Origin of the sequence: Pantoea sp. LS15, from assembly GCF_012241585.1 — a bacterium.
Lineage (GTDB): Bacteria > Pseudomonadota > Gammaproteobacteria > Enterobacterales > Enterobacteriaceae > Enterobacter.
The window spans coordinates 58,427-81,013 of sequence record NZ_JAAVXA010000014.1 but is presented as its reverse complement, the minus strand read 5'-3'; the positions used below and the strand labels follow the sequence as shown (position 1 = coordinate 81,013).

The window sequence follows — 22,587 nt, the reverse complement described above, 5'->3', positions numbered from 1 at the left end:
GTGCCCGGTAAGCGAAACGCTACCGGGCATTAACCTCACTCCTCTAACGACCGCAAATGGTCATCCTTTCTGAGCGTCATCAGTGCCACAATACTCACCACTGCTGTCGTCATGACGTAGTACGCTGGAATATCCAGATTGCCTGTCTCTTTAATCAGCCCGGTAATAATCAACCCTGCGCAGCCTGAGAAAATCGCATTCGACAGAGAGTAAGCCAGCCCAAGCCCGGTATAACGTACACGCGTTGGGAACATCTCTGAGAGCATTGCCGGGCCTGGCCCTGCCAGCATTCCCACCAGACCGCCTGCAATCAATACCACCAGCGCTTTCACTGCCAGCGTACTGGATTCGGCCTGCAGGATTTTCAGGAGTGGCAGGGCGAGGATCAGCAGCAGCGTGGTGGCGATAATCATCACCGTGCGGCGCCCGATCCGGTCGCTCAGGATCCCAGAGGGAATAATGGTGAGTGCAAAACCAATATTCGAAATCACCGCTATTAGTAACGCCTGGTTAAAGCCGGTGTGCAGCGCTGACTGCAGGTAGGTTGGCATTATCACCAGATAGGTATACCCCGCAGCTGACCAGACCATCACCCTGCCAATCCCCATTATGATAGCTCTGAGGGTCGCAGCGGTATCCGCCTGAGCGATGACCGGTTTGTCCTGCTGCTGCACAAAGCTGGGTGTCTCTTCCATGCTTACCCGAAGCCATAGTGCGACGACGCCCATGGGCAGCGCCAGGGAGAACGGAATGCGCCAGCCCCAGTCATGCAAAGCTTCAGGGGTGAGGAGGGCGGAGAGTAGCGCGACAATACCCGCGCCTGCCAGCAATCCCAGCGCCACGGTGAAGGATTGCCACGCGCCGTACAGACCGCGCTTGCCGCGCGGGGCAAACTCCGTCATCAGCGAGACCGCACCGCCGTACTCGCCGCCCGCGAACAGCCCCTGCAGGATGCGAAGCAGTGTAATAATAAGCGGTGCGGCAATCCCGATGCTGGCGTAGACCGGCACCACGCCGATAGCAGCGGTAGCGAGCGTCATCAATACCAGCACAATGATTAGCGTCGGCTTACGGCCAATCCTGTCACCGATGCGGCCAAATACCACCGCGCCCAGGGGACGGAAAAAGAAAGCAATGGCAAACGAGGCGTAGGTCAGGATCAGGCTGGTTAGCCCCGCTTCCCCCTCAAGCTGGAAGAAGTTTTTCGCAATAACGGTCGCCAGAAAACCGTAGACCGCAAACTCATACCACTCGATAAAGTTACCAATGGAGCCTGCAATTAATGCTCGCTTGTGCGCATCTGCTTGCATAACGATCCTCACTGAATGGGGTAAGAATAAATTATTCAACAAAAGAGAAGTGATGAAATAGTTTATTCTTATGTTCTGTGAGCTATTTCACGAATGATATCAGCAGGATCACCACTGTGTGACTTCACTCCCATGCAGCGTGAACACGGTCTGTCCATACTTATCTTCATTGCCACTGAGCCACTGAAGGAGGGAGACAGCATGCACTGGCAGACCCATACCGTTTTTAATCAACCAGCCCCACTCTCAAACAGTAATCTTTTCCTCTCTGACTGCGCCCTGCGTGACGCGGTTTCCCGTGAGGGTGCCGAGTGGGATAGTGAGCTGCTCGCCAGTATCGGTCAGCAGTTAGGCACCGCAGAGTCACTGGAGCTGGGCAGGCTGGCGAACGTGAATCCGCCTGAGCTATTACGCTATGATGCCAGCGGGGAACGGCTGGATGATGTCCGTTTTCATCCCGCATGGCACTTGCTGATGCAAGGGCTCTGTGCCAACCGTGTACACAACCTGGCGTGGGAAGAGGAGGCGCGAAAGGGTTCCTTTGTTGCCAGAGCCGCACGGTTTGTTCTGCATGCGCAGGTTGAAGCCGGCACGCTTTGTCCCATAACCATGACCTTTGCTGCGACACCATTGCTACAGCAGACGCTCCCCAAAATATTTCATGACTGGCTGACACCGCTACTCAGCGATCGTTACGATCCTCATCTTGCCCCAGGATCGCAAAAGCGTGGTCTGCTAATCGGTATGGGGATGACGGAAAAGCAGGGGGGATCCGACGTTCTCAGCAACACCACCAAAGCAGAAAAATGCAGTGATGGCAGCTACCGGCTGGTGGGGCACAAATGGTTTTTCTCGGTGCCTCAAAGCGATGCGCATCTGGTGCTGGCCCAGGCGAAAGGTGGGCTCTCCTGTTTCTTTGTTCCCCGTTTTTTGCCTGACGGACAACGCAATGCTGTGCGTCTGGAGCGGCTGAAAGACAAGCTCGGCAACCGATCCAATGCCAGCAGCGAGGTGGAGTTTCTCGATGCCTCCGGCTGGCTGCTCGGGGAAGAGGGCGAAGGTGTGCGGCAGATCCTGAGAATGGGCGGGCTGACGCGTTTTGACTGCGCGCTAGGCAGCCACGGACTGATGCGTCGGGCGTTATCAGTGGCACTTTACCACGCCCATCAGCGACAGACGTTCGGGAAAAACCTTATTGATCAACCCTTGATGCGCGATGTGCTGAGCCGTATGGCCCTGGTGCTGGAGGGGCAGACTGCACTGCTATTTCGTCTGGCGCGGGCGTGGGATAAACGGGCGGATCCGCAAGAAGCCGCCTGGGCTCGGTTATTCACCCCTGCGGCGAAATTTAGCGTGTGCAAAGCAGGTATTCCCTTTGTGGCAGAAGCAATGGAGGTCCTCGGTGGTATGGGCTACTGCGAGGAGAACGAACTGCCACGACTCTACCGCGAGATGCCGGTAAACAGCATCTGGGAAGGATCGGGCAATATTATGTGCCTGGATGTGTTGCGCGTACTGGCGAAGCAGCCCGGTATCTTTGACCTGCTGGCCGAAGATTTTGCGCAGGTGAAAGGGCAGGACAGGCACTTCGATCGTAGCTGGCGGCAACTTCAGCAAAAACTGCGTAAACCTCAGGAGGCACAGGGGCGGGAGATCGCGCAGCAGCTTTTCTTACTGGGTGCCGGGAGTCAAATGCTGCGGCACGCATCGCCACCCGTGGCGCAGGCGTGGTGCCGCATGATGCTTGATACCCGTGGTGGGACACTGATGAACGAGCAGGTGCAAAGTGACCTGCTGCTGCGTGCCACTGGCAGGGTTGGTTAGTTTTTCAGCTGGAACAAGCTCACCAGTTGGGTGAGGTGTGAACCCTTCTCGCGCAGCGTTTGTGCAGTTTGTTCGCTGCGTGAGACGCGATCGGCATTGATATGTGAAGCTTCGCCAATGTGGGTCATAGCAAGATTTACCTGACCGATTCCTGCGGATTGCTCGCGTGACGCGTGGTTAATCTCCATGACCAGCTGGCTGATGTTATCAATATGAAGGATGATGGAGTCCATCGCCAGACGCGTCTGTTCGGACAGGGCGTGTCCTTCACTCACTTTCCTGAGCGTGTCGCCAATCAGCTGTTCAATCTCCTTCACTGCGTTAGCGCTCCGGCCAGCCAGAGCGCGAACTTCCTGCGCGACCACCGCAAAACCTTTTCCGTGTTCACCAGCACGAGCCGCCTCTACTGCAGCATTGAGCGCCAGAATATTGGTCTGAAAAGCAATGGATTCAATCACGCGCGTGATGTCTTCGATGCGTTTTGACGCTTCCCGGATGTCATCCATGGTGGCGACCGCGTGAGTTACTGTCTCACCACCCTGATGTACCGCGAGCGAGGTTTCACTAACTAGTTGCTGTGTTTGCTCCATATTGGCCGCGTTTTGCTGTACGGTTGCGGCCAACTGCTCCATGCTGGCGGAGGTCTCTTCCACGCTGCTGGCCTGTTTGTTGATCTGCTCGGAAATCTCGCCGGTATCAGAGGCCAGTGCGTTCGTCCCCATATGGATTTCACCTGCAGCTTCGCGAACCTGCAGAACCATTTTTTGCAGTCCGCCACCGATACCATTGATGGCATCAATCAACTGACCAACCTCGTCCTGGCGTGTCACGGGAAGGCTGGAACGCAGATCGCCCGCAGCATACTGACGAGCCAGAAGAATCACATTTCGCAGCGGTTGGGTTAGTATCCGACGAATAATCATCACAAACAGACCCGCGAAGAGTACAGACAACACCACGCCAGCCAGCAGGAAGCGGTCACGCAGAGTGGTCACGCTTGAGAGCAGCACGGATTTATCCACTTCACCGACGATGGTCCAGTTCCAGCCTGGTAGCGGGGTATAGGCCATTTTCAGCGTGTGACCGTCCTCGGTGACACGTTCCAGTGTGCCAGGTTTGTCACTCAGCAGTTGTTGTTGTGTTGCACTGTCCCATGTCGGTAACTGACCCTCTTCGCTGGAGTGGAACAGATACTGACCGCGTGTTTTGCCGTTGCTGCGATCCAGCACAAAGAAGTGACCACTTTCACCCAGACGGCGGTTGAGGATTTTCTCACGCATGACATTCCAGGAGCGGGTGATGTCCACCCCGACAAAGACGATCGCAATGATCTGTCCTTCGGCGTTTTTAACGGGCTGGTACTGGGTGATGTAACGCTTGCCGAACAGTAGCGCCAGTCCACGGTAGACTTCGCCTTTGCTTACGGCAGCGAAGGCCGGGCTGGAGACATCCAGAATAGTACCGATTGCCCGCTCGCCATTCTCTTTGCGCAGGGAAGTGGCTACGCGAACAAAATCGTTACCACTGCGTACAAACAGCGTCGAAATGGCTCCCGTACGGTTCAGGAACTCGTCCGAAAGGGTGTTATTTTCATGCAGCCCGGTTTCTCCGCCTTTCAGAAGCGGAACGCTAAGCCCGTTAATCGTCTGGGGTTGGGAATGATCAATATTCAGTGGCTGCGGTAAAAAGGTGGAAAACAGTCGGGTATAACTCTCGACCTCTTCACTCAGGCTGGTGTTAAACATCTGCACCATATCGACCATGCCAGTGGACTGGTTATGCAGATCCTCGACAGCAAGCTCTTCAAGCTGCTGGCTGGCTTTTTGACTGAGCAGAAAAGTGAACAGCAGAAACAGTATGGCGACACTGACACCCGTAAGCAGTGACAGTTTCGTACCAAGACCTGCACGGCGAAAAGAATTGATCATAAATTGCTCATTATTGAAAAGGTATGGTTCTTCAACGGCAGAGCAGAGATTACATTTACCAGATTAATGTAACTAAATGTTAGTTAATTGTTTTTGATATGTTTGTTGCAAGGTAAAAAATTTGCAAAAACAAAAAGCCACTAAAAACAAGTGGCTTTTATCGGGAGGGGTTAAACATAAAGAATGGCCTGTACGCGCCAATGGTCGACATGGTTATCTTCCTGCATCTGGATGATTCGATACCAGGAAGCGCCCTGCTCATCGGCCTTTAATGCAACTACACGTTCAACGTCTTGCGGGCTCCCCGATATATTATTCACGGAGATCTGGCCTATTTCATTCAGACCCGTTACACAATCAGCACTGGCGAATTCTGCTGACTGTGCGGTTGTGCTCACAAGGCCTGCAGAGAGCAACAGAGAGGTCAAAGCAAGAGTTCGTTTCATCGTCAGCTCCATTTCACATATTTCCGGTATCCGCCGGGCAATCCTTCGCAAATAAACTCACTTCCATTGTCGCGGGCATGGAGTTTATTGTGGGCAGGAAAATGTCTATGGACGCAAAGCAGTGTAAATGTCGTTCAAAGGAAGACCATTACTTATGGTACAAAATTGCCTGTGAGTACCACTGTCCCGTTATGATGGTTTCGTCGATCATAATGATGACGTAATAATCTGCTTTGGCGGCGACGGCTTGTGCTTTTATTGCCTCTTCAGCATCATCCGGGGAGCCGCGAACCAGCGCGGAAACCGTGCCCATTCGCTGTAATCCTTCCGTCTGATTACGACGAATCTCCTGTGGATGATCAGCGACCGGTGGAGCGGGCTGCGGCGTTCCCTGCAGTGCGTTACAGCCACTGAGCAGAGACACCAGCAATAAAGCAGCAAACCTGCGCATAACCATATCTCGTTTCCTGATAGCCATAGTGTAGTTGTCTGTGAATTTAGTTTTGGGGGAATGTTCCCGAAGTGTTATCTGGGACGTATATTTCGAATGAAAATGACGTGAAAGCGTAACCCAGTTCTCAACATTATGAATCATACATTCGGACAGGGTCGACAATGATTGAAATTGAAATACGCCATCTCGGCGACCATGAAATTTTACACGCGATACCTGCGGGAAAACGTGATGTACCGCTGCCTGTTATCGTTTTTTATCATGGATTTACGTCTTCGAAGCTGGTTTACAGTTATTTTGCGGTGGCGCTGGCTCAGGCCGGCTTTCGGGTGGTGATGCCGGATGCACCTGACCACGGCGCACGCTTTACGGGCAATGAACAGGCGCGACATGGGCAGTTCTGGCACATTCTGCACGGTAGTCTGACCGAGTTTGCAGGCTTGCGTGATGCGCTCTATGAGGCAGGACTGGTGGCTGATAATCGTCTGGCCGTGGCGGGAGCGTCGATGGGGGGCATGACGGCACTGGGGATTATGACACATCATCCTGAGGTGAAATCCGTAGCCTGCCTGATGGGCTCGGGCTATTTTACTTCGCTGGCGAAGACGCTTTTTCCCCCTCAGGACTTAACGGAAATAACCGCGACACTGGAAGAGTGGGAAGTGACCCGGGCATTACCGCGTCTGGCCGATCGCCCGCTGTTGCTGTGGCACGGTGACGCGGATGATGTAGTCCCGCCCGATGGAACCTTCCGTCTCCAACAGTCGCTGCAGCGCGAGGGACTGGATAGCAACCTGACCTGCCTGTGGGAAGCGGGTGTGCGCCACCGTATAACGCCAACAGCGCTGGATGCCACGGTGGCATTTTTCAGCCAGCACCTTTAAACGCGCAGGACTTTCACACCTTGATCCTCCAGTTTCTGGAGGATCTCTGGGTTAGCCCCTTTGCCGGTGATCACCATGTCGATCTGTTCGGCACGGCTGAATAACATCCCTGCGCGCTCGCCCACTTTGCTGCTGTCGACCAGCACAACGAGCTTGCCCACAACGTTAAGCATGTTTTGTTCCGCCATCGCGGTCAGCATATCGGTTTTATACAGTCCATCTGCCGTCAGGCCTTTGCCACTGGTGAACATCCAGTGCCCGGCATAGAGACTGTTTTCACTGTCCTGCGGGCTGAGAGTGATGGACTGACTCTTGTTGTACTGGCCGCCCATGATAACGACGCTGTCATGTTCCTGATCAATAAGATAGTTGGCGAGCGGTAAGTAGTTGGTGATGATTTGCACCGGTTTGCCGCACATTTCACGGCCCAGCAGAAACGCGGTGGAGCCACAGTTGATCACCACACTTTCACCGGGATTCACCAACTGCGACGCAGCTCTGGCAATACGTACTTTTTCATCATGATTTTGCGCCTGATGAATATTCATCGGCGTCCAGCGCGGGCGCTGCTGGCTGATCGCCTCCGCACCGTTGCGGACCTTTTTCAGTTTACCGCTTTCATCCAACTTATTGATGTCCCGCCGTGCCGTTGCCGGGGAGATCCCTAAACGTTCGATCACTTTCTCGACGGTGATAAACCCTGTTTGCGCCAGGAGTTCCAGGAGAATTTGATGCCGTTGCGCTTCCGTCATGAGCTATTCCGATAAGAATTGATTTGAAAAGATAATATTTGAAATAGCATGAAATTACTAAAATAAATATGAAATCGCCAGACAGAGGTCTGGCGATTTGGCTTCACAATCAGAGGAAGGACTTGAACGGCAGGTCGGGTTCAATGGTGAAGCAATCATCGAAGCCACGCGGGTAGTGATACTCGAGATTGTCTTTGTCCAGTGGCCAGGTGAATTTGCCCCCTACCTGCCAGATGAATGGCTTGAAGCCATACTTCAGACGATCTTTTTTCATCTCCCACAGTACGCGGATTTCCTGTGGATCAGCCTGGAAATTTGACCAGATATCATGGTGGAACGGGATCACCACTTTGGTGTTCAACGCTTCCGCCATGCGCAGCATATCAGCGCTGGTCATCTTGTCAGTGATGCCACGTGGGTTCTCGCCGTAGGAGCCCAGCGCCACGTCAATCTGATGTTCATTACCGTGCTTCGCATAGTAATTGGAGTAGTGAGAGTCACCGCTGTGGTACAGAGAGCCGCCAGGGGTTTTAAACAGATAGTTCACCGCACGTTCGTCCATGCCATCTGGTAATACCCCAGCGGCTTTCTGATCGGCAGGCAGAGTAATCAGTGCGGTACGGTCAAAGGCATCAAGCGCATGGATTTCAATGTCTTTAATTTTCACCACATCGCCCGGCTTCATGACAATGCAGCGCTCTTTTGGGACACCCCAACCAATCCAGAGATCCACGCAGGTCTGCGGTCCGATAAACGGGACGTCATCGGCACAGTTTTGCATGACTGCTGCGGCTACGTTCACGTCGATGTGATCGTTGTGATCGTGCGTTGAGAGAACAGCGTCGATCTGACGAATAGCAAACGGATCAAGCACAAAAGGTGTTGTACGCAGGTTCGGCTGTAGTTTTTCCACACCCGCCATGCGCTGCATCTGATGACCTTTTTTCATCAACGGGTTACCGTGGCTCTGTTTGCCCGTACCGCACCAGAAATCGACACAAATGTTCGCCCCACCCTCTGATTTCAGCCAGATACCGGTGCAACCCAGCCACCACATTGCAAAGGTACCAGGAGCAACCTGTTCCTGCTCGATCTCTTCGTTCAGCCAGCTACCCCATTCCGGAAAGGTGCTCAGAATCCATGATTCGCGGGTGATGGTGTTTACTTTACTCATCGTTTGACTCCTGGTTTAATCAAAAGTAATCATTTAATGATTTGTTGTGATTAATGCTGGCACTATTTGACGTACTTTGCAACGGCAAAAATGAGGAATTTTATCTGCTTGGCTTCACGGATTATCCGCTTTTGCCTTGTTAGACTATCTCGTATAAATGATTAATTTCATGAATTATAAGGGTTAAATTATTTTCTTTAGATGGTGGTGAAAATCATTACTAACAGCATGGAAATAATTTGCGTGATACGTCACAAATAATCAAATGCAATCTTGTGGTGATTATTTGTGATTACTAGAGTGATGGCACCAACCACACAGGGATTGCCCCTCGTGTTCTCATTTCTGGAGAGAATTATGGAGATCCTCTACAACGTCTTTACCGTGTTCTTTAATCAGGTAATGACTAACGCCCCGCTGTTGCTGGGTATCGTGACGTGCCTGGGTTATATCCTGCTGCGCAAGAGCGTCAGCGTCATTATTAAAGGCACGATTAAGACCATCATCGGCTTCATGCTGTTGCAGGCAGGGTCAGGCATTCTGACCAGCACGTTTAAGCCTGTAGTGGCCAAAATGTCGGAAGTGTATGGCATCAACGGTGCAATCTCTGACACCTACGCCTCAATGATGGCGACCATCGAACGCATGGGTGATGCCTATAGTTGGGTGGGTTATGCGGTGCTGCTCGCGCTGGCGCTGAACATTATTTATGTTCTTCTGCGCCGCATTACAGGCATTCGCACCATCATGCTGACGGGACACATCATGTTCCAGCAGGCTGGGCTGATTGCAGTTTCCCTCTATATTTTCGGTTACCCAATGTGGACCACGATTATCTGCACCGCAGTGTTGGTATCGCTCTACTGGGGTATCACCTCCAACATGATGTACAAGCCCACACAGGAAGTGACCGATGGCTGCGGCTTCTCCATTGGGCATCAGCAGCAGTTTGCCTCCTGGATTGCTTACAAAGTTGCGCCATATTTGGGCAAAAAAGAGGAAAGTGTTGAAGATCTCAAGCTGCCTGGCTGGCTGAATATCTTCCACGACAACATCGTTTCTACGGCGATTGTGATGACACTCTTTTTCGGCGCCATTCTGCTCTCCTTCGGCATTGACGTGGTGCAGGCGATGGCAGGGAAAACCCACTGGACGGTCTATATCCTGCAGACCGGCTTCTCCTTCGCAGTGGCGATTTTCATCATCACTCAGGGCGTGCGAATGTTCGTTGCTGAACTGTCTGAAGCCTTCAACGGGATTTCCCAGCGCCTGATTCCTGGCGCAGTACTGGCGATTGACTGTGCGGCTATTTACAGCTTCGCACCGAACGCGGTGGTCTGGGGCTTTATGTGGGGCACCATCGGCCAGTTGATTGCGGTTGGCATCCTGGTGGGTTGCGGCTCTTCGATTCTGATCATTCCTGGCTTTATCCCGATGTTCTTCTCCAACGCCACCATCGGCGTCTTTGCGAACCACTTTGGTGGCTGGCGCGCGGCGCTCAAGATCTGCCTGGTGATGGGCATGGTGGAAATCTTCGGTTGTGTGTGGGCGGTCAAGCTCACCGGTATGAGCGCCTGGATGGGCATGGCGGACTGGTCAATTCTGGCACCACCAATGATGCAGGGTTTTGCATCCGTCGGACTGGTCTTTATGGCCGTCATCATTCTGATTGCTCTGGCTTATATGTTCTTCGCTGGCCGTACTCTGCGAGCTGAAGAAGATGCGGAAAAACAAACAGCAGAAGTGTCTGCTCATTAAGGAGTTTCGATTATGACCGTACGTATCCTGGCTGTGTGTGGCAATGGGCAAGGTAGCTCCATGATCATGAAGATGAAAGTGGACCAGTTTTTAACCCAGTCAAACATTGACCACACGGTGAACAGCTGCGCAGTGGGTGAATACAAAAGTGAGCTGAACGGCGCGGACATCATTATCGCCTCTACCCACATCGCCGGTGAAATTAGCGTGTCAGGCAATAAATATGTCGTGGGTGTACGCAACATGCTGTCACCGGCAGATTTCGGACCCAAGCTGTTGGAAGTAATCAAAGAACATTTTCCACAAGACGTGAAGTAAGGACGCCACATGAAACTACGTGATTCTCTGGCAGAGAATAATTCCATCCTTTTACAGGCTGAGGCCAGTACCTGGCAGGAAGCGGTGAAGCTGAGCGTGGATTTACTGGTTAAGGCTGACGTTGTCGAGCCTCGTTATTACCAGGCCATTCTGGATGGCGTTGCGCAGCACGGCCCTTACTTTGTCATTGCACCGGGCCTGGCCATGCCGCATGGCCGGCCGGAAGAGGGGGTGAAGAAAACCGGCTTTGCCCTGGTGACGCTGAAAACACCGCTGGTGTTTAACCATGAAGATAACGACCCGGTCGACATTCTTATCACCATGGCCGCTGTTGATGCCAATACCCACCAGGAGGTGGGCATCATGCAGATCGTGAATCTGTTTGATGACGAGGCCAATTTCGACCGTTTACGTGCCTGCCGCACCGAGCAGGAAGTGCTGGATTTAATTGATATCGCCACTGCGGCGGCAGTTTAAGAGGAATTGAAAATGTCATTACCTATGTTGCAGGTTGCGCTGGATAACCAGACGCTGTCCCACGCTTACGAAACGACCCGTCTGATTGCAGAAGAAGTGGATATCATCGAAGTTGGAACCATCTTGTGTGTGGGCGAAGGTGTTCGTGCTGTTCGTGACCTGAAAGCGCTCTATCCGCACAAAATCGTGCTGGCGGATGCCAAGATTGCTGATGCCGGCAAAATTCTCTCCCGTATGTGTTTTGAAGCGAATGCTGACTGGGTCACCGTGATTTGCTGTGCAGATATCAACACCGCCAAAGGCGCGCTGGATGTGGCAAAAGAGTTTAACGGCGACGTCCAGATTGAGCTGACCGGTTTCTGGACCTGGGAGCAGGCACAGGAGTGGCGTGATGCGGGTATTCAGCAGGTGGTTTATCACCGTAGCCGTGATGCTCAAGCCGCAGGCGTGGCCTGGGGTGACGCGGATATCAGTGCGATTAAACGTCTGGCTGATATGGACTTCAAAGTGACCGTTACGGGCGGCCTGGCACTGGAAGATCTGCCGTTATTCAAGGGGATTCCAATTCACGTCTTTATTGCGGGTCGTAGCATCCGCGATGCTGCCTCCCCGGTAGAAGCGGCGCGTCAGTTCAAACGCTCCATCGCTCAGCTTTGGGGCTAAGGAGCGGGTATGTTGTCAAAACAAGTCCCGCTTGGCATCTATGAAAAGGCACTCCCCGCTGGGGAGTGCTGGCTGGCGCGGTTACGGTTGGCAAAAGAGTTGGGTTTCGATTTTGTCGAAATGTCAGTGGATGAGACAGACGAACGCCTCTCTCGCCTCGACTGGAGCCGTGAACAACGCCTCGCACTCGTGAGCGCTATCGCTGAAACGGGCGTACGCGTGCCTTCCATGTGTCTCAGTGCCCATCGCCGTTTCCCTCTTGGGAGTGAAGATGATGCCGTGCGTGCTCAGGGTCTGGAGATCATGCGGAAAGCGATTCGCTTTGCTCAGGACGTCGGCATCCGGGTGATCCAACTGGCGGGTTATGACGTTTACTATCAGGAAGCCAACGATGAAACGCGCCGTCGTTTCCGTGATGGCCTGAAAGAGAGCGTCGAGATGGCAAGCCGTGCGCAGGTGACACTGGCGATGGAGATCATGGATTATCCGTTAATGAACTCGATCAGCAAAGCGCTGGGTTACGCGCACTATCTGAATAATCCGTGGTTCCAGCTCTATCCCGATATCGGCAACCTGTCGGCATGGGATAACGACGTGCAGATGGAATTGCAGGCAGGTATAGGTCATATCGTGGCGGTTCACGTCAAAGATACACGGCCTGGTGTATTCAAAAACGTTCCGTTCGGCACCGGGGTGGTGGATTTCGAACGATGCTTCCAGACGCTCAAGCAGACAGGGTATTGCGGGCCTTACCTGATTGAGATGTGGAGCGAAACGTCGGATGACCCGGCCGCGGAAGTGGCGAAAGCACGCGACTGGGTGCGTGAGCGAATGGCGCGGGCGGGTATGCTGGAGGTTGAACATGCTTAAGCTCAAACAGCAGGTCTTTGAGGCCAATATGGATCTGCCGCGTTACGGCCTGGTGACCTTCACCTGGGGTAACGTCAGTGCTATCGATCGCGATCGGAGAGTGATCGCGATTAAGCCAAGCGGTGTGGCGTATGAAACCATGAAAGTGGACGATATGGTGCTGGTGGATCTCGAAGGAAACGTTGTCGATGGCAAATGGAAACCTTCTTCCGATACGGCCACACACCTGGCGCTTTACCGGCGTTATCCTTCACTGGGTGGTGTTGTGCATACGCACTCAACGCATGCTACAGCCTGGGCTCAGGCGGGTCTGGCAATACCCGCTCTGGGAACAACACATGCAGATTACTTCTTTGGTGACATCCCTTGCACACGGGCACTCACGCAGGATGAAGTGGAAGGTGAGTACGAGCTCAACACCGGTAAAGTGATTATTGAAACGCTGGGAGAGAGTCAGCCGCTGCATACACCGGGCATTGTGGTGTATCAGCACGGTCCGTTCTCGTGGGGTAAAGATGCCCACGACGCTGTGCATAATGCGGTGGTCATGGAGGAAGTGGCACGAATGGCGTGGATTGCCCGCGAGATTAACCCACAGCTTCAGGGTATTGATGACTACCTGATGAACAAGCACTTCATGCGTAAGCACGGCCCGAATGCCTATTACGGGCAGAAGTGAGCAAAGACCAAAAAAAAGCCCCCGGGCAGGGGGCAAGTCAAACTATGGCTATGTTCTCTTTGTTGGCTTTCCTGGTGCTAGCGTTAAAACGTTATCTGTATATATCTGCACTGGCGTGCATATTGCCGTTGCTACCGGGCTCACGCATCAGAATGACGTGATAGTATGTTGCCCCCTGAGCATCGGTTTCTTTATTAAGAGCCTGATCTGCTTCACTTTCAGTGGCGAAATTATGATTGATGTAGATTACGCCCAAGCTTTGCACATCATCCATGTTTCTGGCCTGCCGGCTGTCTATTTTGATGGCTGCCATCGCGTTTGCACTGAGCAAAAGCGAAGCCATTATGGCTAATACGATTTTTTTCATGATATGCGCTCCACGACTGCGTGCTGTGAGAGAGTGGTGTGATGCTCCTTCTTTAATTCAGATGACCTCTGATTAAAGTGTAATCACTCATTCGGTGGGAAAGCGTGACCATTTCTGATGCTGTTGTTCAAAAAAACAACGCTTCCTGGTGTGATTAATTTTAAATCACCCACTTAGACCAGCTTTGCGCTTTGTGCGAATTATTTGTGCAATCAGCTTGAGTTTCCAGGGGCGTGCAAGTATTATGACGCGTCAATTTTTCAGCCGACCTTTAACACGTTCCTTGCCTCCCCGGGCCTCGGCTGACCCAGACAGGAGGCTGAATAATCCGTAAGGAGCAATTCGATGCGTCATTACGAAATCGTTTTTATGGTCCATCCTGACCAGAGCGAACAGGTTCCGGGTATGATCGAGCGCTACACTGGTGCAATCACTGCAGCAGCGGGCACGATCCACCGTCTGGAAGACTGGGGCCGCCGTCAGCTGGCTTATCCGATCAACAAACTGCACAAAGCTCACTACGTTCTGCTGAACGTTGAAGCACCGCAGGAAGTGATCGATGAGCTGGAAACTAACTTCCGCTTCAACGATGCCGTTATCCGCAGCATGGTTATGCGTACTAAACACGCAGTTACCGAAGCATCTCCGATGGTTAAAGCGAAAGACGAGCGCCGTGAGCGTCGCGATGATTTCGCAAACGAAACCGCAGATGATTCTGATGCTGGGGATTCTGAAGAGTAATTTCTGATGACCAACCGTCTGGCGTTGTCCGGCATCGTATGCAGGACTCCCCTTCGAAAGGTCAGTCCATCAGGAATTCCGCATTGCCAGTTCGTGCTTGAGCATCGTTCTGTGCAAGAGGAAGCCGGGTTTCACCGGCAGGCATGGTGCCAAATGCCCGTTATTATTAGCGGACACGAAAACCAGGCCATTACTCACAGTTTAACGGTCGGTAGTGCAGTAATCGTTCAGGGGTTCATCTCTTGCCACAAGGCAAAGAACGGTCTGAGCAAAATGGTTCTGCATGCCGAGCAGATTGATTTGATAGATTCTGGAGACTAGCCATATGGCACGTTATTTCCGTCGTCGCAAGTTCTGCCGTTTCACCGCGGAAGGCGTTCAAGAGATCGACTATAAAGATATCGCAACGCTGAAAAACTACATCACCGAAAGCGGTAAGATTGTCCCAAGCCGTATCACCGGTACTCGTGCAAAATACCAGCGTCAGCTGGCTCGCGCTATCAAACGCGCTCGCTACCTGTCCCTGCTGCCGTACACTGATCGTCATCAGTAATCGGGCACGGTCCATTAATACGACTTTAAGAGGATAAGGTAATGCAAGTTATTCTGCTTGATAAAGTAGCAAACCTGGGCAGCCTGGGTGATCAGGTTAACGTTAAAGCGGGCTACGCTCGTAACTTCCTGGTTCCACAGGGTAAAGCTGTTCCAGCTACCAAGAAAAACGTAGAGTTTTTCGAAGCACGTCGCGCTGAACTGGAAGCCAAACTGGCTGACGTTCTGGCGGCTGCTAACGCTCGCGCTGAGTCAATCAACGCACTGGGCACCGTTACCATCGCGTCCAAATCTGGCGACGAAGGTAAACTGTTCGGTTCCATCGGTACCCGCGATATCGCTGATGCAGTAACTGCTGCTGGCGTTAAAGTGGCTAAGAGCGAAGTTCGTCTGCCGAACGGCGTTCTGCGTACCACTGGTGAGCACGAAGTTGACTTCCAGGTTCACAGCGAAGTGTTCGCTAAACTGGTTGTTAACGTTGTAGCTGAGTAATTTTTTACTCTGCTCACGTTGAAACGCCGGCCTTGTGCCGGCGTTTTGCTTTTTAAAGAACTGGGTTCTTAACGTGCCCTGATAAAACTGCCATCTGGTTGACGGGTAAACAGCACCTGCTGACCATTTCCCGTATCAATCGTTAGCCCGGTGACCACACCGCTGGCATTCTGACGAATTTGCACCATCTGACCATTTTGCAGGTTGCTGAGCGGCTTACCTGAACCCTCCACCTGCGCCATAGCATACACATCCGTTGGTGGCAGGTTATGGTCGCGGAACAGTTGCGCCAGGGTTTTGCCTGGCTCTACGCGATAAGAACGCCACTGCTGCTCGATACCGGTGGGCTGCTGTGTTTGTGGCTCAGCAGAGGCCTGTTCCTGCGGCTGTTCATCCTGAATGGGCTCTGGCTGAACAGGCGCGACCTGACCCGGATCGTTAGACGGTGCGACCAGCTGTGTCTGCATGGGTTGCGCGTCAGGCTGAGGCCGCGTTTGCGACTGAATGTCCAGCTGCGCATTACGGGTGACGGGCGCGGTATTGACATCATCGCCGCCGGAAGGAAGCAGGAAGCCCACGATCACCATCAGCGCGCCGATGATGATCCCTCTGCGATGCAGAGGAGGCAGCGGGTCCATGATGCGAAAATTGTCCGGCGCCTGCCAGATTTTCGCCAGGGTAGGTTTCAGTTCAAATCGCCCGGGCATGGCTCTCCTCCTGCTCCGCGTATTTTTTATCCTGTGCTCCGAAGTATAGTTTGCTAACTGCCTGAACGGCGTAGCAAACCCGACATCCGTGACATCAGTTCGGGATTAATCCTGGTTGTCTCTATTGTTTCTGTTTCGTCGCGGTTTGTCACCTTAACTTCAGACAAAGTTTTACCCATAAGGGCATGGCTGATATGCTGCCCGCTACTTTAAATGTGATGGAAGGAAATCCCATGACCACCCCGACTTTTGACACTATCGAAGCGCAGGCAAGTTACGGTATCGGCTTGCAGGTAGGACAGCAGCTGAGCGAATCCGGCCTGGAAGGTCTGTTACCTGAAGCGCTGGTGGCGGGTATCGCTGATGCGCTGGAAGGCAAACAGCCTGCCGTTCCGGTTGATGTTGTGCACCGTGCGCTGCGTGAAATCCACGAACGTGCTGACGCTGTACGTCGTGCGCGTTTCGAAGAGATGGCAGCAGAAGGTGTTAAATTCCTGGAAGAGAACCGCGAGCGTGAAGGTGTGAACAGCACGGAGTCAGGTCTGCAGTTCCGCGTGATCAACCAGGGCGATGGCGCAATTCCGGCTCGCACTGACCACGTTCGTGTACATTACACCGGTAAACTGATCGACGGTACTGTGTTTGACAGTTCTGTTGCGCGTGGCGAACCGGCTGAATTCCCGGTGAATGGTGTTATCGCGGGCTGGATCGAAGCGCTGACTCTGATGCCAGTCGGTTCCAAATGGGAACTGACTATTCCGCACAACCTGGCTTACGGCGAGCGTGGTGCTGGTGCATCCATCCCGCCATTCAGCACACTGGTCTTTGAAGTCGAGCTGCTGGAAATTCTGTAATCGACTTTTCTTATTTCCTCTCTCCTGCGGGGGAGAGGAAAATAGTGTGAAAACCTATAGTTACGACGTAATCAATATTTTATCTTGCAAACGAAACTGTTGCGTGTATTTTTGTGAACTGTTTCGCGCTGTATGAGTGATATGACACTCACTTTCAACATGTTGTTAACATAATATCTAAATCATAGTATTCATCCCGCCGATTCTTACCTAATATCGATAAGCCCTTACAAAGGGACCGTCATTTTTTTGACGTATTTAAAGGCCAGAAGAGCCTTAACAACACAGACAGGCATAAACAGGAAAATATCACATGGTAGATCAGGTCAAAGTCGTCGCCGACGAAGAGGCGCCGTCTGAACAGTCGCTACGGCGCAATCTCACAAACCGTCATATTCAGCTCATCGCCATTGGAGGCGCCATCGGTACAGGGCTGTTTATGGGGTCAGGCAAAACTATCAGTCTTGCCGGGCCGTCGATCATATTCGTTTATATGATTATCGGTTTTATGCTTTTCTTCGTGATGCGTGCAATGGGTGAATTGCTGCTCTCGAACCTCGAATACAAATCCTTCAGCGATTTTGCTTCTGACCTCCTCGGGCCATGGGCGGGCTATTTCACTGGCTGGACCTACTGGTTCTGCTGGGTCGTCACCGGTATGGCGGACGTTGTGGCGATTACGGCGTACGCGCAGTTCTGGTTCCCCGGTCTTTCGGACTGGGTGGCCTCGCTGGCGGTCATTGTTCTGCTGCTGAGCCTGAACCTCGCCACTGTTAAAATGTTTGGTGAGATGGAGTTCTGGTTCGCGATGATCAAAATCGTGGCCATCGTAGGACTCATCGTGGTGGGGCTGGTGATGGTTCTCACGCACTTCCAGTCGCCAACGGGCGTTCAGGCCTCGTTTACTCATCTGTGGAATGATGGTGGCTGGTTCCCGAAAGGGATTAGCGGCTTCTTTGCGGGCTTCCAGATTGCGGTATTTGCTTTCGTGGGCATTGAACTAGTGGGGACCACGGCTGCGGAGACCAAAGATCCTGAGAAGTCTCTTCCGCGCGCCATTAACTCTATTCCTGTTCGTATCATCATGTTCTACGTCTTCGCGCTGGTCATCATTATGTCCGTGACGCCGTGGAGCTCCGTCGTGCCAACCAAGAGCCCGTTCGTTGAACTGTTCGTTCTGGTAGGGCTGCCAGCGGCAGCAAGCCTGATTAACTTCGTGGTGCTGACTTCTGCGGCCTCTTCTGCCAACAGTGGCGTGTTCTCAACCAGCCGTATGCTGTTTGGTCTGGCGCAGGAAGGTGTAGCGCCGAGCGCGTTCGCGAAACTGTCTAAACGCGCAGTTCCGGCGAAAGGTCTGACTTTCTCCTGCATGTGCCTGCTGGGTGGTGTGGTGATGCTCTACGTGAACCCGAGTGTTATCGGCGCGTTCACCATGATTACCACGGTTTCGGCGATCCTGTTTATGTTCGTCTGGACCATCATCCTGTGTTCATACCTGGTGTACCGCAAACAGCGTCCGCATCTGCACGAGAAATCGATTTACAAGATGCCACTGGGCAAGCTGATGTGCTGGGTGTGTATGGCGTTCTTCGCGTTCGTTATTGTGCTGCTGACGCTGGAAGAGGATACCCGTCAGGCACTGATCGTCACGCCACTGTGGTTTATCGCGCTGGGGCTGGGCTGGATGTTTATCGGTAAGAAACGTATGGCAGGCATGCGTTAAGGATGTTGCCGGGTGGCGCTGACGCTTACCGGGCCTACGTTCGAGGACGTTGTAGGCCCGGTAAGCGCTAGCGCCACCGGGCTTTTTTATTCACCAGCTAATGCCCGGGGGAACAGAACGTTGTTCTCGAGGCTGATGTGTTCCATCAGATCATCGATCATTTCGTTAATGCCGTTATACATTGCCTTCCAGGTGGTACAGGCTTCTGGCGGCGGTGTAACGTTGTCAGTGGTGTGTTTTATCACTTCCAGCAGCTCGCCTGCGTCATCGTGTTCGCTTTCCATTACGCTGATCGGGCCCATTGCCTGGCTGCCCATTCCCTGTTTGATCATCGGGAAGAGGATCTGCTCCTCTTTCATCATATGGCTGGAAAGTTCTTCGTGCAGCAGGGTCAGGTATTTCGCCAGGCCGCGCGGGACGGAAGGTTTGTCGGCATGAACTCGTTCAACTTTAGTTGCCTGCAGGATCAGTTCCGGCAGCTGTTCACGGTGACGATCGTGGTAACGCACGATGATGTGGTCGATAATTTCAGCGAGCGGGGCAGTTCGCCAGTCTTTATCGACGGGCTGCTCGGCCAGCTTCGCCAGCTCGGCTTCAATCACCTCAACGTCCAGCTCCTTGCGTAAGGCCGCGCGTGCCAGGGTTTGCTTACCGCCGCAGCAGTAATCCATGTCGTATTTACGAAACAGCGCAGAAGCGCGAGGGATGGAGAGCGCCAGCTCGCCAAGGGATTGGTCGCGATAGGCCATAGCAGTTACCTCGTTATCAACAATATAAGATGCATATTAAATGCATCTTTAAGCGAGCGCTATAACCCTTTAGAGGGAAGGGGGAAAATGAGATTCGGATCACAAAAAAATATCTCTTTTTAACTCCCTGAATGGACTTAAGAAAGTGGTTTAGAAAGTTTTTAAAGGTGTAGAAACAGTAAACAACCCGCCGCGCCTGCCGATATATCCACGTCAAACAAACCTGCATATAAAAAGGCAACGCATGTTTAAACGTATAAAAGTTATCACCCTTCTGATTTCGGTGCTGCTTGTGCTCGGCATTATGCAACTGATCTCTGCCGGTATCTTTATCAACGCGCTGAACAACGATAAAGACAACTTCACCGTGTCGCAGCTTTCCAGCAAGAATGTGGCGGAGTTTACCGATGCGTGGATCAGTCTGAACCAGGCCCGCGTCACCCTGAACCGCGGGATGTTGCGCCTGCAAAGCAGCATGGCCTCTCAAATTAACGGCGGACAGCTGAATGAGCTGGTGACAACGGCTAAAAATCTGCTGACTGAAGCACAGGTTCATTATGATAAATACAATGCCTTGCCGAATACTCCAGGCCTGGATCAGAACCTGACCAATCGCCTGGAGGAGCAGTACCGCAATTATTCTGCGACGCTGGCACAAATGAACGTGTTACTAAGCCAGGGTAATCTGGAAGACATGTTCAAGCAGAATGCCGAGCAAAAACAAAACGCGATGCAGACGGTTTATCGTGAATGGCGTGAAGCGCAGGCCGCGCTCACTGATAAAGGCATCCGGGATAATGAAAGCGACTACAAACGCATCCTGTGGATCCTCTCGACGGTGATGTTGCTGGTGATTGTGGTCATTATCTCCAGTTGGATCGCCATGCGTCGCGTGCTGCTGCTGCCTCTGGAAGAGGTGATTAACCACATTCGCGCCATTGCGGCAGGGGATTTAACCCAGCCGATTCAGGCTGACGGTAAGAACGAAATGGCGATCCTTGCGCACAACGTTCAGGAGATGCAAGCGTCACTGGCGAATACCGTGGGTGTCGTGCGTCAAGGCGCTGATACTATTTACACCGGGGCGGGTGAAATCTCTGCGGGCAGTAACGATCTCTCTTCACGTACTGAGCAGCAGGCCGCTTCTCTGGAAGAAACGGCAGCCAGCATGGAACAGCTAACGGCAACCGTGAAACAGAACGCCGATAACGCGCGTCAGGCTTCTCGTCTGGCACTGGATGCCTCTTCAACCGCGAAGAAGGGCGGTCATGTGGTGGAAGGTGTGGTACGTACCATGGATGAAATTGCCACCAGTTCCAGCAAAATTGCGCAAATTACTAACGTGATCGACGGAATTGCCTTCCAGACTAATATTCTGGCGCTGAACGCAGCGGTGGAAGCTGCCCGTGCAGGCGAGCAGGGACGTGGTTTTGCGGTAGTGGCGGGGGAAGTGCGTACCCTGGCCCAGCGTAGCGCCCAGGCCGCGAAAGAGATCAAAGCGCTGATCGATGATTCCGGCGAGCGCGTGAACGCAGGTTCTCAGCTGGTTAATGAAGCGGGTGCGACGATGGCGGAAATTGTCAGTGCAGTTACTCGCGTCACCGACATCATGGGCGAAATTGCTTCTGCGTCTGACGAACAGAGCCGTGGTATTGATCAGGTTGGTCAGGCCGTGGCAGAGATGGATCGCGTCACCCAGCAGAACGCCTCGCTGGTGGAGGAGTCTGCGGCAGCAGCGGCAGCGCTGGAAGATCAGGCTGCACGTCTGAACGAAGCGGTGGCGGTGTTTAAAATTATCCGCAACCAGACGGTCAAAGCGGCTCCGGTGAAAACCTATGCACCAAAGGCGCAGCCCGTAGCGGCTGCGTCTGAGGCCAACTGGGAAACGTTCTAACTCTCCGAAGCCGGGACAACCATTGGTTTTTCCGGCTTCGCTCTTACTGCAATCACCACCCCGATGACCAGTAACGCGATCCCGCAGGCTGTGAATAACGGCGGCACGCTCTGGCGCATCAGGAAGGTGTAAAGCAGCCCGGCAAGGGTTTCGAAAACAATCAACGGCCCTAAAATCACCGTCGGCAGCTTCTGACTGGCAATATTCCAGCACAGCGCGCCCACCCATGAGCACAGCACCGCAATCGCAACCATCAGGCCAATAAACACCCAGGGTCTTGGCCCAAAGGGTTGGGCGAATTCTGGCTGCTGGTGACCTAACCAGATGCACGCACCAAGATATCCCACCAGTGAGACAGGCAACGTGACCAGTGCCTGTGCCGTCGCCCACATCATCGGGTGTTTATCCGGGTTTTCCCGCAGCCAGCGTGCGTTACGCAGGGCATACCATGCCCAGCATGCCACGGAAATAAACGCCAGCAGGATACCGGAACCGTAACGCCACAGATCAACATCTGCCAGCCCATGACTCAGCTCGGCAATATTGACGCATACCAGACCGATTGCGATACACATTAGCGCCGGAGCCATCTTTGACCAGGCCAGTTTGCCATCGCGATGGCTGTAAAGCAGGTTCGCAAAAACGGGAATGACGACCGGCAGTGTGCCGATAATCATGGTCGATACCGGTGCACCTGTGCGCTGAATGGCACTCGCCAGACAGACATAATAGATAAGGTTACCCATCATGGTCAGCGCCAGCGCGGTACCCCAGTCTTTGCGGTTGAGCTGACGTAAACGCGCGCGTCCCAGCCACGCCAGGGGCAGGGCAATCAGCCCCAGCGCCAGGTAACGTCCGGTCGACTGTAGTATTGCCGGATATTCGGGCACGATCAGCGGGCCGACAAAGATTAACCCCCACATCATCCCTGCCAGCAGGGCATACAACACACCACTAATCATTTTTCCATC

Annotated in this window: 25 protein-coding genes; 15 read left to right on the top strand and 10 right to left on the bottom strand. The window is 53.0% G+C overall.

Going from position 1 to position 22,587, the window contains the following annotated elements; genetic code table 11:
* Nucleotides 1-35: 35 nt before the first annotated feature.
* The gene (locus tag HED65_RS18245) at nt 36-1,310 is read right to left on the bottom strand and encodes an MFS transporter (protein ID WP_114979642.1); all 1,275 of its coding nucleotides are present in this window, start codon (nt 1,308-1,310) and stop codon (nt 36-38) included.
* Nucleotides 1,311-1,511: 201 nt separating this feature from the next.
* On the opposite strand from HED65_RS18245, the gene HED65_RS18240 reads away from it, so the two are divergent.
* A complete protein-coding gene (locus HED65_RS18240) occupies nt 1,512-3,134 on the top strand; it encodes an isovaleryl-CoA dehydrogenase (protein ID WP_114979670.1) in 1,623 nt (540 codons plus the stop codon).
* On the opposite strand, the gene HED65_RS18235 is transcribed toward HED65_RS18240, so the two are convergent.
* The 3 genes from HED65_RS18235 to bsmA form a co-directional block, all read right to left on the bottom strand.
* Nucleotides 3,131-5,062 carry a methyl-accepting chemotaxis protein gene (locus HED65_RS18235; protein ID WP_114979641.1) on the bottom strand — a complete coding sequence of 644 codons (1,932 nt, stop codon included), beginning with the start codon at nt 5,060-5,062 and terminating at the stop codon, nt 3,131-3,133. The genes HED65_RS18240 and HED65_RS18235 overlap by 4 nt on opposite strands.
* Nucleotides 5,063-5,232: 170 nt before the next feature.
* Nucleotides 5,233-5,520, bottom strand: coding sequence for a DUF1471 family protease activator YjfN (gene yjfN, locus HED65_RS18230; RefSeq protein ID WP_032666749.1), 288 nt, complete (start codon nt 5,518-5,520; stop codon nt 5,233-5,235).
* Nucleotides 5,521-5,656: 136 nt separating this feature from the next.
* The gene (bsmA, locus tag HED65_RS18225) at nt 5,657-5,986 is read right to left on the bottom strand and encodes a biofilm peroxide resistance protein BsmA (protein ID WP_028016449.1); all 330 of its coding nucleotides are present in this window, start codon (nt 5,984-5,986) and stop codon (nt 5,657-5,659) included.
* A gap of 137 nt (nt 5,987-6,123) precedes the next feature.
* Here bsmA and yjfP point away from each other — a divergent pair, with 137 nt between their 5' ends.
* The gene (yjfP, locus tag HED65_RS18220) at nt 6,124-6,846 is read left to right on the top strand and encodes an esterase (protein WP_114979640.1); all 723 of its coding nucleotides are present in this window, start codon (nt 6,124-6,126) and stop codon (nt 6,844-6,846) included.
* On the opposite strand, the gene ulaR is transcribed toward yjfP, so the two are convergent.
* A complete protein-coding gene (gene ulaR, locus HED65_RS18215) occupies nt 6,843-7,598 on the bottom strand; it encodes an HTH-type transcriptional regulator UlaR (RefSeq protein ID WP_114979639.1) in 756 nt (251 codons plus the stop codon). The two genes, yjfP and ulaR, sit on opposite strands and share 4 nt — an antisense overlap.
* Before the next feature lie 109 nt (nt 7,599-7,707).
* Nucleotides 7,708-8,772, bottom strand: coding sequence for an L-ascorbate 6-phosphate lactonase (gene ulaG, locus HED65_RS18210; RefSeq protein WP_010427455.1), 1,065 nt, complete (start codon nt 8,770-8,772; stop codon nt 7,708-7,710).
* A gap of 357 nt (nt 8,773-9,129) precedes the next feature.
* Between ulaG and ulaA the strand changes: the two genes are divergently transcribed.
* From ulaA to HED65_RS18180, 6 genes are read left to right on the top strand one after another with little or no spacing between them, the layout of a single operon-like run.
* Nucleotides 9,130-10,530, top strand: coding sequence for a PTS ascorbate transporter subunit IIC (gene ulaA / locus HED65_RS18205; protein WP_114979638.1), 1,401 nt, complete (start codon nt 9,130-9,132; stop codon nt 10,528-10,530).
* A 12-nt stretch (nt 10,531-10,542) separates the two neighbouring features.
* Nucleotides 10,543-10,848 (top strand): PTS ascorbate transporter subunit IIB, encoded by a 306-nt coding sequence (ulaB, locus tag HED65_RS18200; protein ID WP_003856022.1) that lies wholly within the window; start codon nt 10,543-10,545, stop codon nt 10,846-10,848.
* A gap of 9 nt (nt 10,849-10,857) precedes the next feature.
* Nucleotides 10,858-11,325 carry a PTS ascorbate transporter subunit IIA gene (gene ulaC, locus HED65_RS18195; protein WP_028016454.1) on the top strand — a complete coding sequence of 156 codons (468 nt, stop codon included), beginning with the start codon at nt 10,858-10,860 and terminating at the stop codon, nt 11,323-11,325.
* Nucleotides 11,326-11,337: 12 nt separating this feature from the next.
* The gene (gene ulaD, locus HED65_RS18190) at nt 11,338-11,988 is read left to right on the top strand and encodes a 3-keto-L-gulonate-6-phosphate decarboxylase UlaD (protein ID WP_114979637.1); all 651 of its coding nucleotides are present in this window, start codon (nt 11,338-11,340) and stop codon (nt 11,986-11,988) included.
* 9 nt (nt 11,989-11,997) lie between these two features.
* The gene (locus tag HED65_RS18185) at nt 11,998-12,858 is read left to right on the top strand and encodes an L-ribulose-5-phosphate 3-epimerase (protein WP_114979636.1); all 861 of its coding nucleotides are present in this window, start codon (nt 11,998-12,000) and stop codon (nt 12,856-12,858) included.
* Nucleotides 12,851-13,537 (top strand): L-ribulose-5-phosphate 4-epimerase, encoded by a 687-nt coding sequence (locus tag HED65_RS18180; RefSeq protein WP_114979635.1) that lies wholly within the window; start codon nt 12,851-12,853, stop codon nt 13,535-13,537. Before HED65_RS18185 ends, HED65_RS18180 begins: the two co-directional genes overlap by 8 nt.
* A gap of 91 nt (nt 13,538-13,628) precedes the next feature.
* Here the strand turns inward: HED65_RS18180 and yjfY are convergent, their stop codons facing one another.
* Nucleotides 13,629-13,904, bottom strand: a complete 276-nt coding sequence (gene yjfY, locus HED65_RS18175) for a DUF1471 family protein YjfY (protein ID WP_114979634.1) — start codon at nt 13,902-13,904, stop codon at nt 13,629-13,631.
* Between the two features lie 345 nt (nt 13,905-14,249).
* Here yjfY and rpsF point away from each other — a divergent pair, with 345 nt between their 5' ends.
* Genes rpsF through rplI form a run of 4 tightly spaced genes read left to right on the top strand, consistent with a single transcriptional unit; the run spans nt 14,250 to nt 15,689 of the window.
* A complete protein-coding gene (gene rpsF / locus HED65_RS18170; protein WP_014830397.1) occupies nt 14,250-14,645 on the top strand; it encodes a 30S ribosomal protein S6 in 396 nt (131 codons plus the stop codon).
* Nucleotides 14,646-14,651: 6 nt separating this feature from the next.
* Nucleotides 14,652-14,966, top strand: a complete 315-nt coding sequence (gene priB / locus HED65_RS18165; protein ID WP_114979633.1) for a primosomal replication protein N — start codon at nt 14,652-14,654, stop codon at nt 14,964-14,966.
* Between the two features lie 4 nt (nt 14,967-14,970).
* Nucleotides 14,971-15,198 carry a 30S ribosomal protein S18 gene (gene rpsR, locus HED65_RS18160; RefSeq protein WP_000135199.1) on the top strand — a complete coding sequence of 76 codons (228 nt, stop codon included), beginning with the start codon at nt 14,971-14,973 and terminating at the stop codon, nt 15,196-15,198.
* A gap of 41 nt (nt 15,199-15,239) precedes the next feature.
* Nucleotides 15,240-15,689, top strand: coding sequence for a 50S ribosomal protein L9 (gene rplI, locus HED65_RS18155; protein ID WP_114979632.1), 450 nt, complete (start codon nt 15,240-15,242; stop codon nt 15,687-15,689).
* Between the two features lie 68 nt (nt 15,690-15,757).
* On the opposite strand, the gene HED65_RS18150 is transcribed toward rplI, so the two are convergent.
* Nucleotides 15,758-16,396, bottom strand: coding sequence for an OapA family protein (locus HED65_RS18150; protein ID WP_114979631.1), 639 nt, complete (start codon nt 16,394-16,396; stop codon nt 15,758-15,760).
* Between the two features lie 233 nt (nt 16,397-16,629).
* Between HED65_RS18150 and bamJ the strand changes: the two genes are divergently transcribed.
* Together bamJ and cycA are read left to right on the top strand one after the other, a co-directional pair.
* On the top strand, nt 16,630-17,250 hold the full coding sequence (gene bamJ / locus HED65_RS18145) for a BamJ family beta-barrel-assembly machinery protein (RefSeq protein WP_028016460.1): 621 nt from the start codon (nt 16,630-16,632) through the stop codon (nt 17,248-17,250).
* 313 nt (nt 17,251-17,563) lie between these two features.
* The gene (cycA, locus tag HED65_RS18140; protein WP_114979630.1) at nt 17,564-18,973 is read left to right on the top strand and encodes a D-serine/D-alanine/glycine transporter; all 1,410 of its coding nucleotides are present in this window, start codon (nt 17,564-17,566) and stop codon (nt 18,971-18,973) included.
* A gap of 86 nt (nt 18,974-19,059) precedes the next feature.
* Here the strand turns inward: cycA and ytfE are convergent, their stop codons facing one another.
* Nucleotides 19,060-19,722 (bottom strand): iron-sulfur cluster repair protein YtfE, encoded by a 663-nt coding sequence (ytfE, locus tag HED65_RS18135; protein ID WP_114979629.1) that lies wholly within the window; start codon nt 19,720-19,722, stop codon nt 19,060-19,062.
* A 244-nt stretch (nt 19,723-19,966) separates the two neighbouring features.
* Between ytfE and HED65_RS18130 the strand changes: the two genes are divergently transcribed.
* A complete protein-coding gene (locus tag HED65_RS18130; protein ID WP_114979628.1) occupies nt 19,967-21,616 on the top strand; it encodes a methyl-accepting chemotaxis protein in 1,650 nt (549 codons plus the stop codon).
* Here HED65_RS18130 and HED65_RS18125 read toward each other — a convergent pair.
* On the bottom strand, nt 21,613-22,578 hold the full coding sequence (locus tag HED65_RS18125) for a DMT family transporter (protein WP_114979627.1): 966 nt from the start codon (nt 22,576-22,578) through the stop codon (nt 21,613-21,615). The genes HED65_RS18130 and HED65_RS18125 overlap by 4 nt on opposite strands.
* Between the last annotated feature and the right edge of the window lie 9 nt (nt 22,579-22,587).

Coding starts and splice junctions, on each gene's coding strand:
- HED65_RS18245 (WP_114979642.1), bottom strand. CDS start 1,310: ATGCAAGCAGATGCGCACAAGCGAGCATTAATTGCAGGCTCCATTGGT.
- HED65_RS18240 (WP_114979670.1), top strand. CDS start 1,512: ATGCACTGGCAGACCCATACCGTTTTTAATCAACCAGCCCCACTCTCA.
- HED65_RS18235 (WP_114979641.1), bottom strand. CDS start 5,062: ATGATCAATTCTTTTCGCCGTGCAGGTCTTGGTACGAAACTGTCACTG.
- yjfN (WP_032666749.1), bottom strand. CDS start 5,520: ATGGAGCTGACGATGAAACGAACTCTTGCTTTGACCTCTCTGTTGCTC.
- bsmA (WP_028016449.1), bottom strand. CDS start 5,986: ATGGCTATCAGGAAACGAGATATGGTTATGCGCAGGTTTGCTGCTTTA.
- yjfP (WP_114979640.1), top strand. CDS start 6,124: ATGATTGAAATTGAAATACGCCATCTCGGCGACCATGAAATTTTACAC.
- ulaR (WP_114979639.1), bottom strand. CDS start 7,598: ATGACGGAAGCGCAACGGCATCAAATTCTCCTGGAACTCCTGGCGCAA.
- ulaG (WP_010427455.1), bottom strand. CDS start 8,772: ATGAGTAAAGTAAACACCATCACCCGCGAATCATGGATTCTGAGCACC.
- ulaA (WP_114979638.1), top strand. CDS start 9,130: ATGGAGATCCTCTACAACGTCTTTACCGTGTTCTTTAATCAGGTAATG.
- ulaB (WP_003856022.1), top strand. CDS start 10,543: ATGACCGTACGTATCCTGGCTGTGTGTGGCAATGGGCAAGGTAGCTCC.
- ulaC (WP_028016454.1), top strand. CDS start 10,858: ATGAAACTACGTGATTCTCTGGCAGAGAATAATTCCATCCTTTTACAG.
- ulaD (WP_114979637.1), top strand. CDS start 11,338: ATGTCATTACCTATGTTGCAGGTTGCGCTGGATAACCAGACGCTGTCC.
- HED65_RS18185 (WP_114979636.1), top strand. CDS start 11,998: ATGTTGTCAAAACAAGTCCCGCTTGGCATCTATGAAAAGGCACTCCCC.
- HED65_RS18180 (WP_114979635.1), top strand. CDS start 12,851: ATGCTTAAGCTCAAACAGCAGGTCTTTGAGGCCAATATGGATCTGCCG.
- yjfY (WP_114979634.1), bottom strand. CDS start 13,904: ATGAAAAAAATCGTATTAGCCATAATGGCTTCGCTTTTGCTCAGTGCA.
- rpsF (WP_014830397.1), top strand. CDS start 14,250: ATGCGTCATTACGAAATCGTTTTTATGGTCCATCCTGACCAGAGCGAA.
- priB (WP_114979633.1), top strand. CDS start 14,652: ATGACCAACCGTCTGGCGTTGTCCGGCATCGTATGCAGGACTCCCCTT.
- rpsR (WP_000135199.1), top strand. CDS start 14,971: ATGGCACGTTATTTCCGTCGTCGCAAGTTCTGCCGTTTCACCGCGGAA.
- rplI (WP_114979632.1), top strand. CDS start 15,240: ATGCAAGTTATTCTGCTTGATAAAGTAGCAAACCTGGGCAGCCTGGGT.
- HED65_RS18150 (WP_114979631.1), bottom strand. CDS start 16,396: ATGCCCGGGCGATTTGAACTGAAACCTACCCTGGCGAAAATCTGGCAG.
- bamJ (WP_028016460.1), top strand. CDS start 16,630: ATGACCACCCCGACTTTTGACACTATCGAAGCGCAGGCAAGTTACGGT.
- cycA (WP_114979630.1), top strand. CDS start 17,564: ATGGTAGATCAGGTCAAAGTCGTCGCCGACGAAGAGGCGCCGTCTGAA.
- ytfE (WP_114979629.1), bottom strand. CDS start 19,722: ATGGCCTATCGCGACCAATCCCTTGGCGAGCTGGCGCTCTCCATCCCT.
- HED65_RS18130 (WP_114979628.1), top strand. CDS start 19,967: ATGTTTAAACGTATAAAAGTTATCACCCTTCTGATTTCGGTGCTGCTT.
- HED65_RS18125 (WP_114979627.1), bottom strand. CDS start 22,578: ATGATTAGTGGTGTGTTGTATGCCCTGCTGGCAGGGATGATGTGGGGG.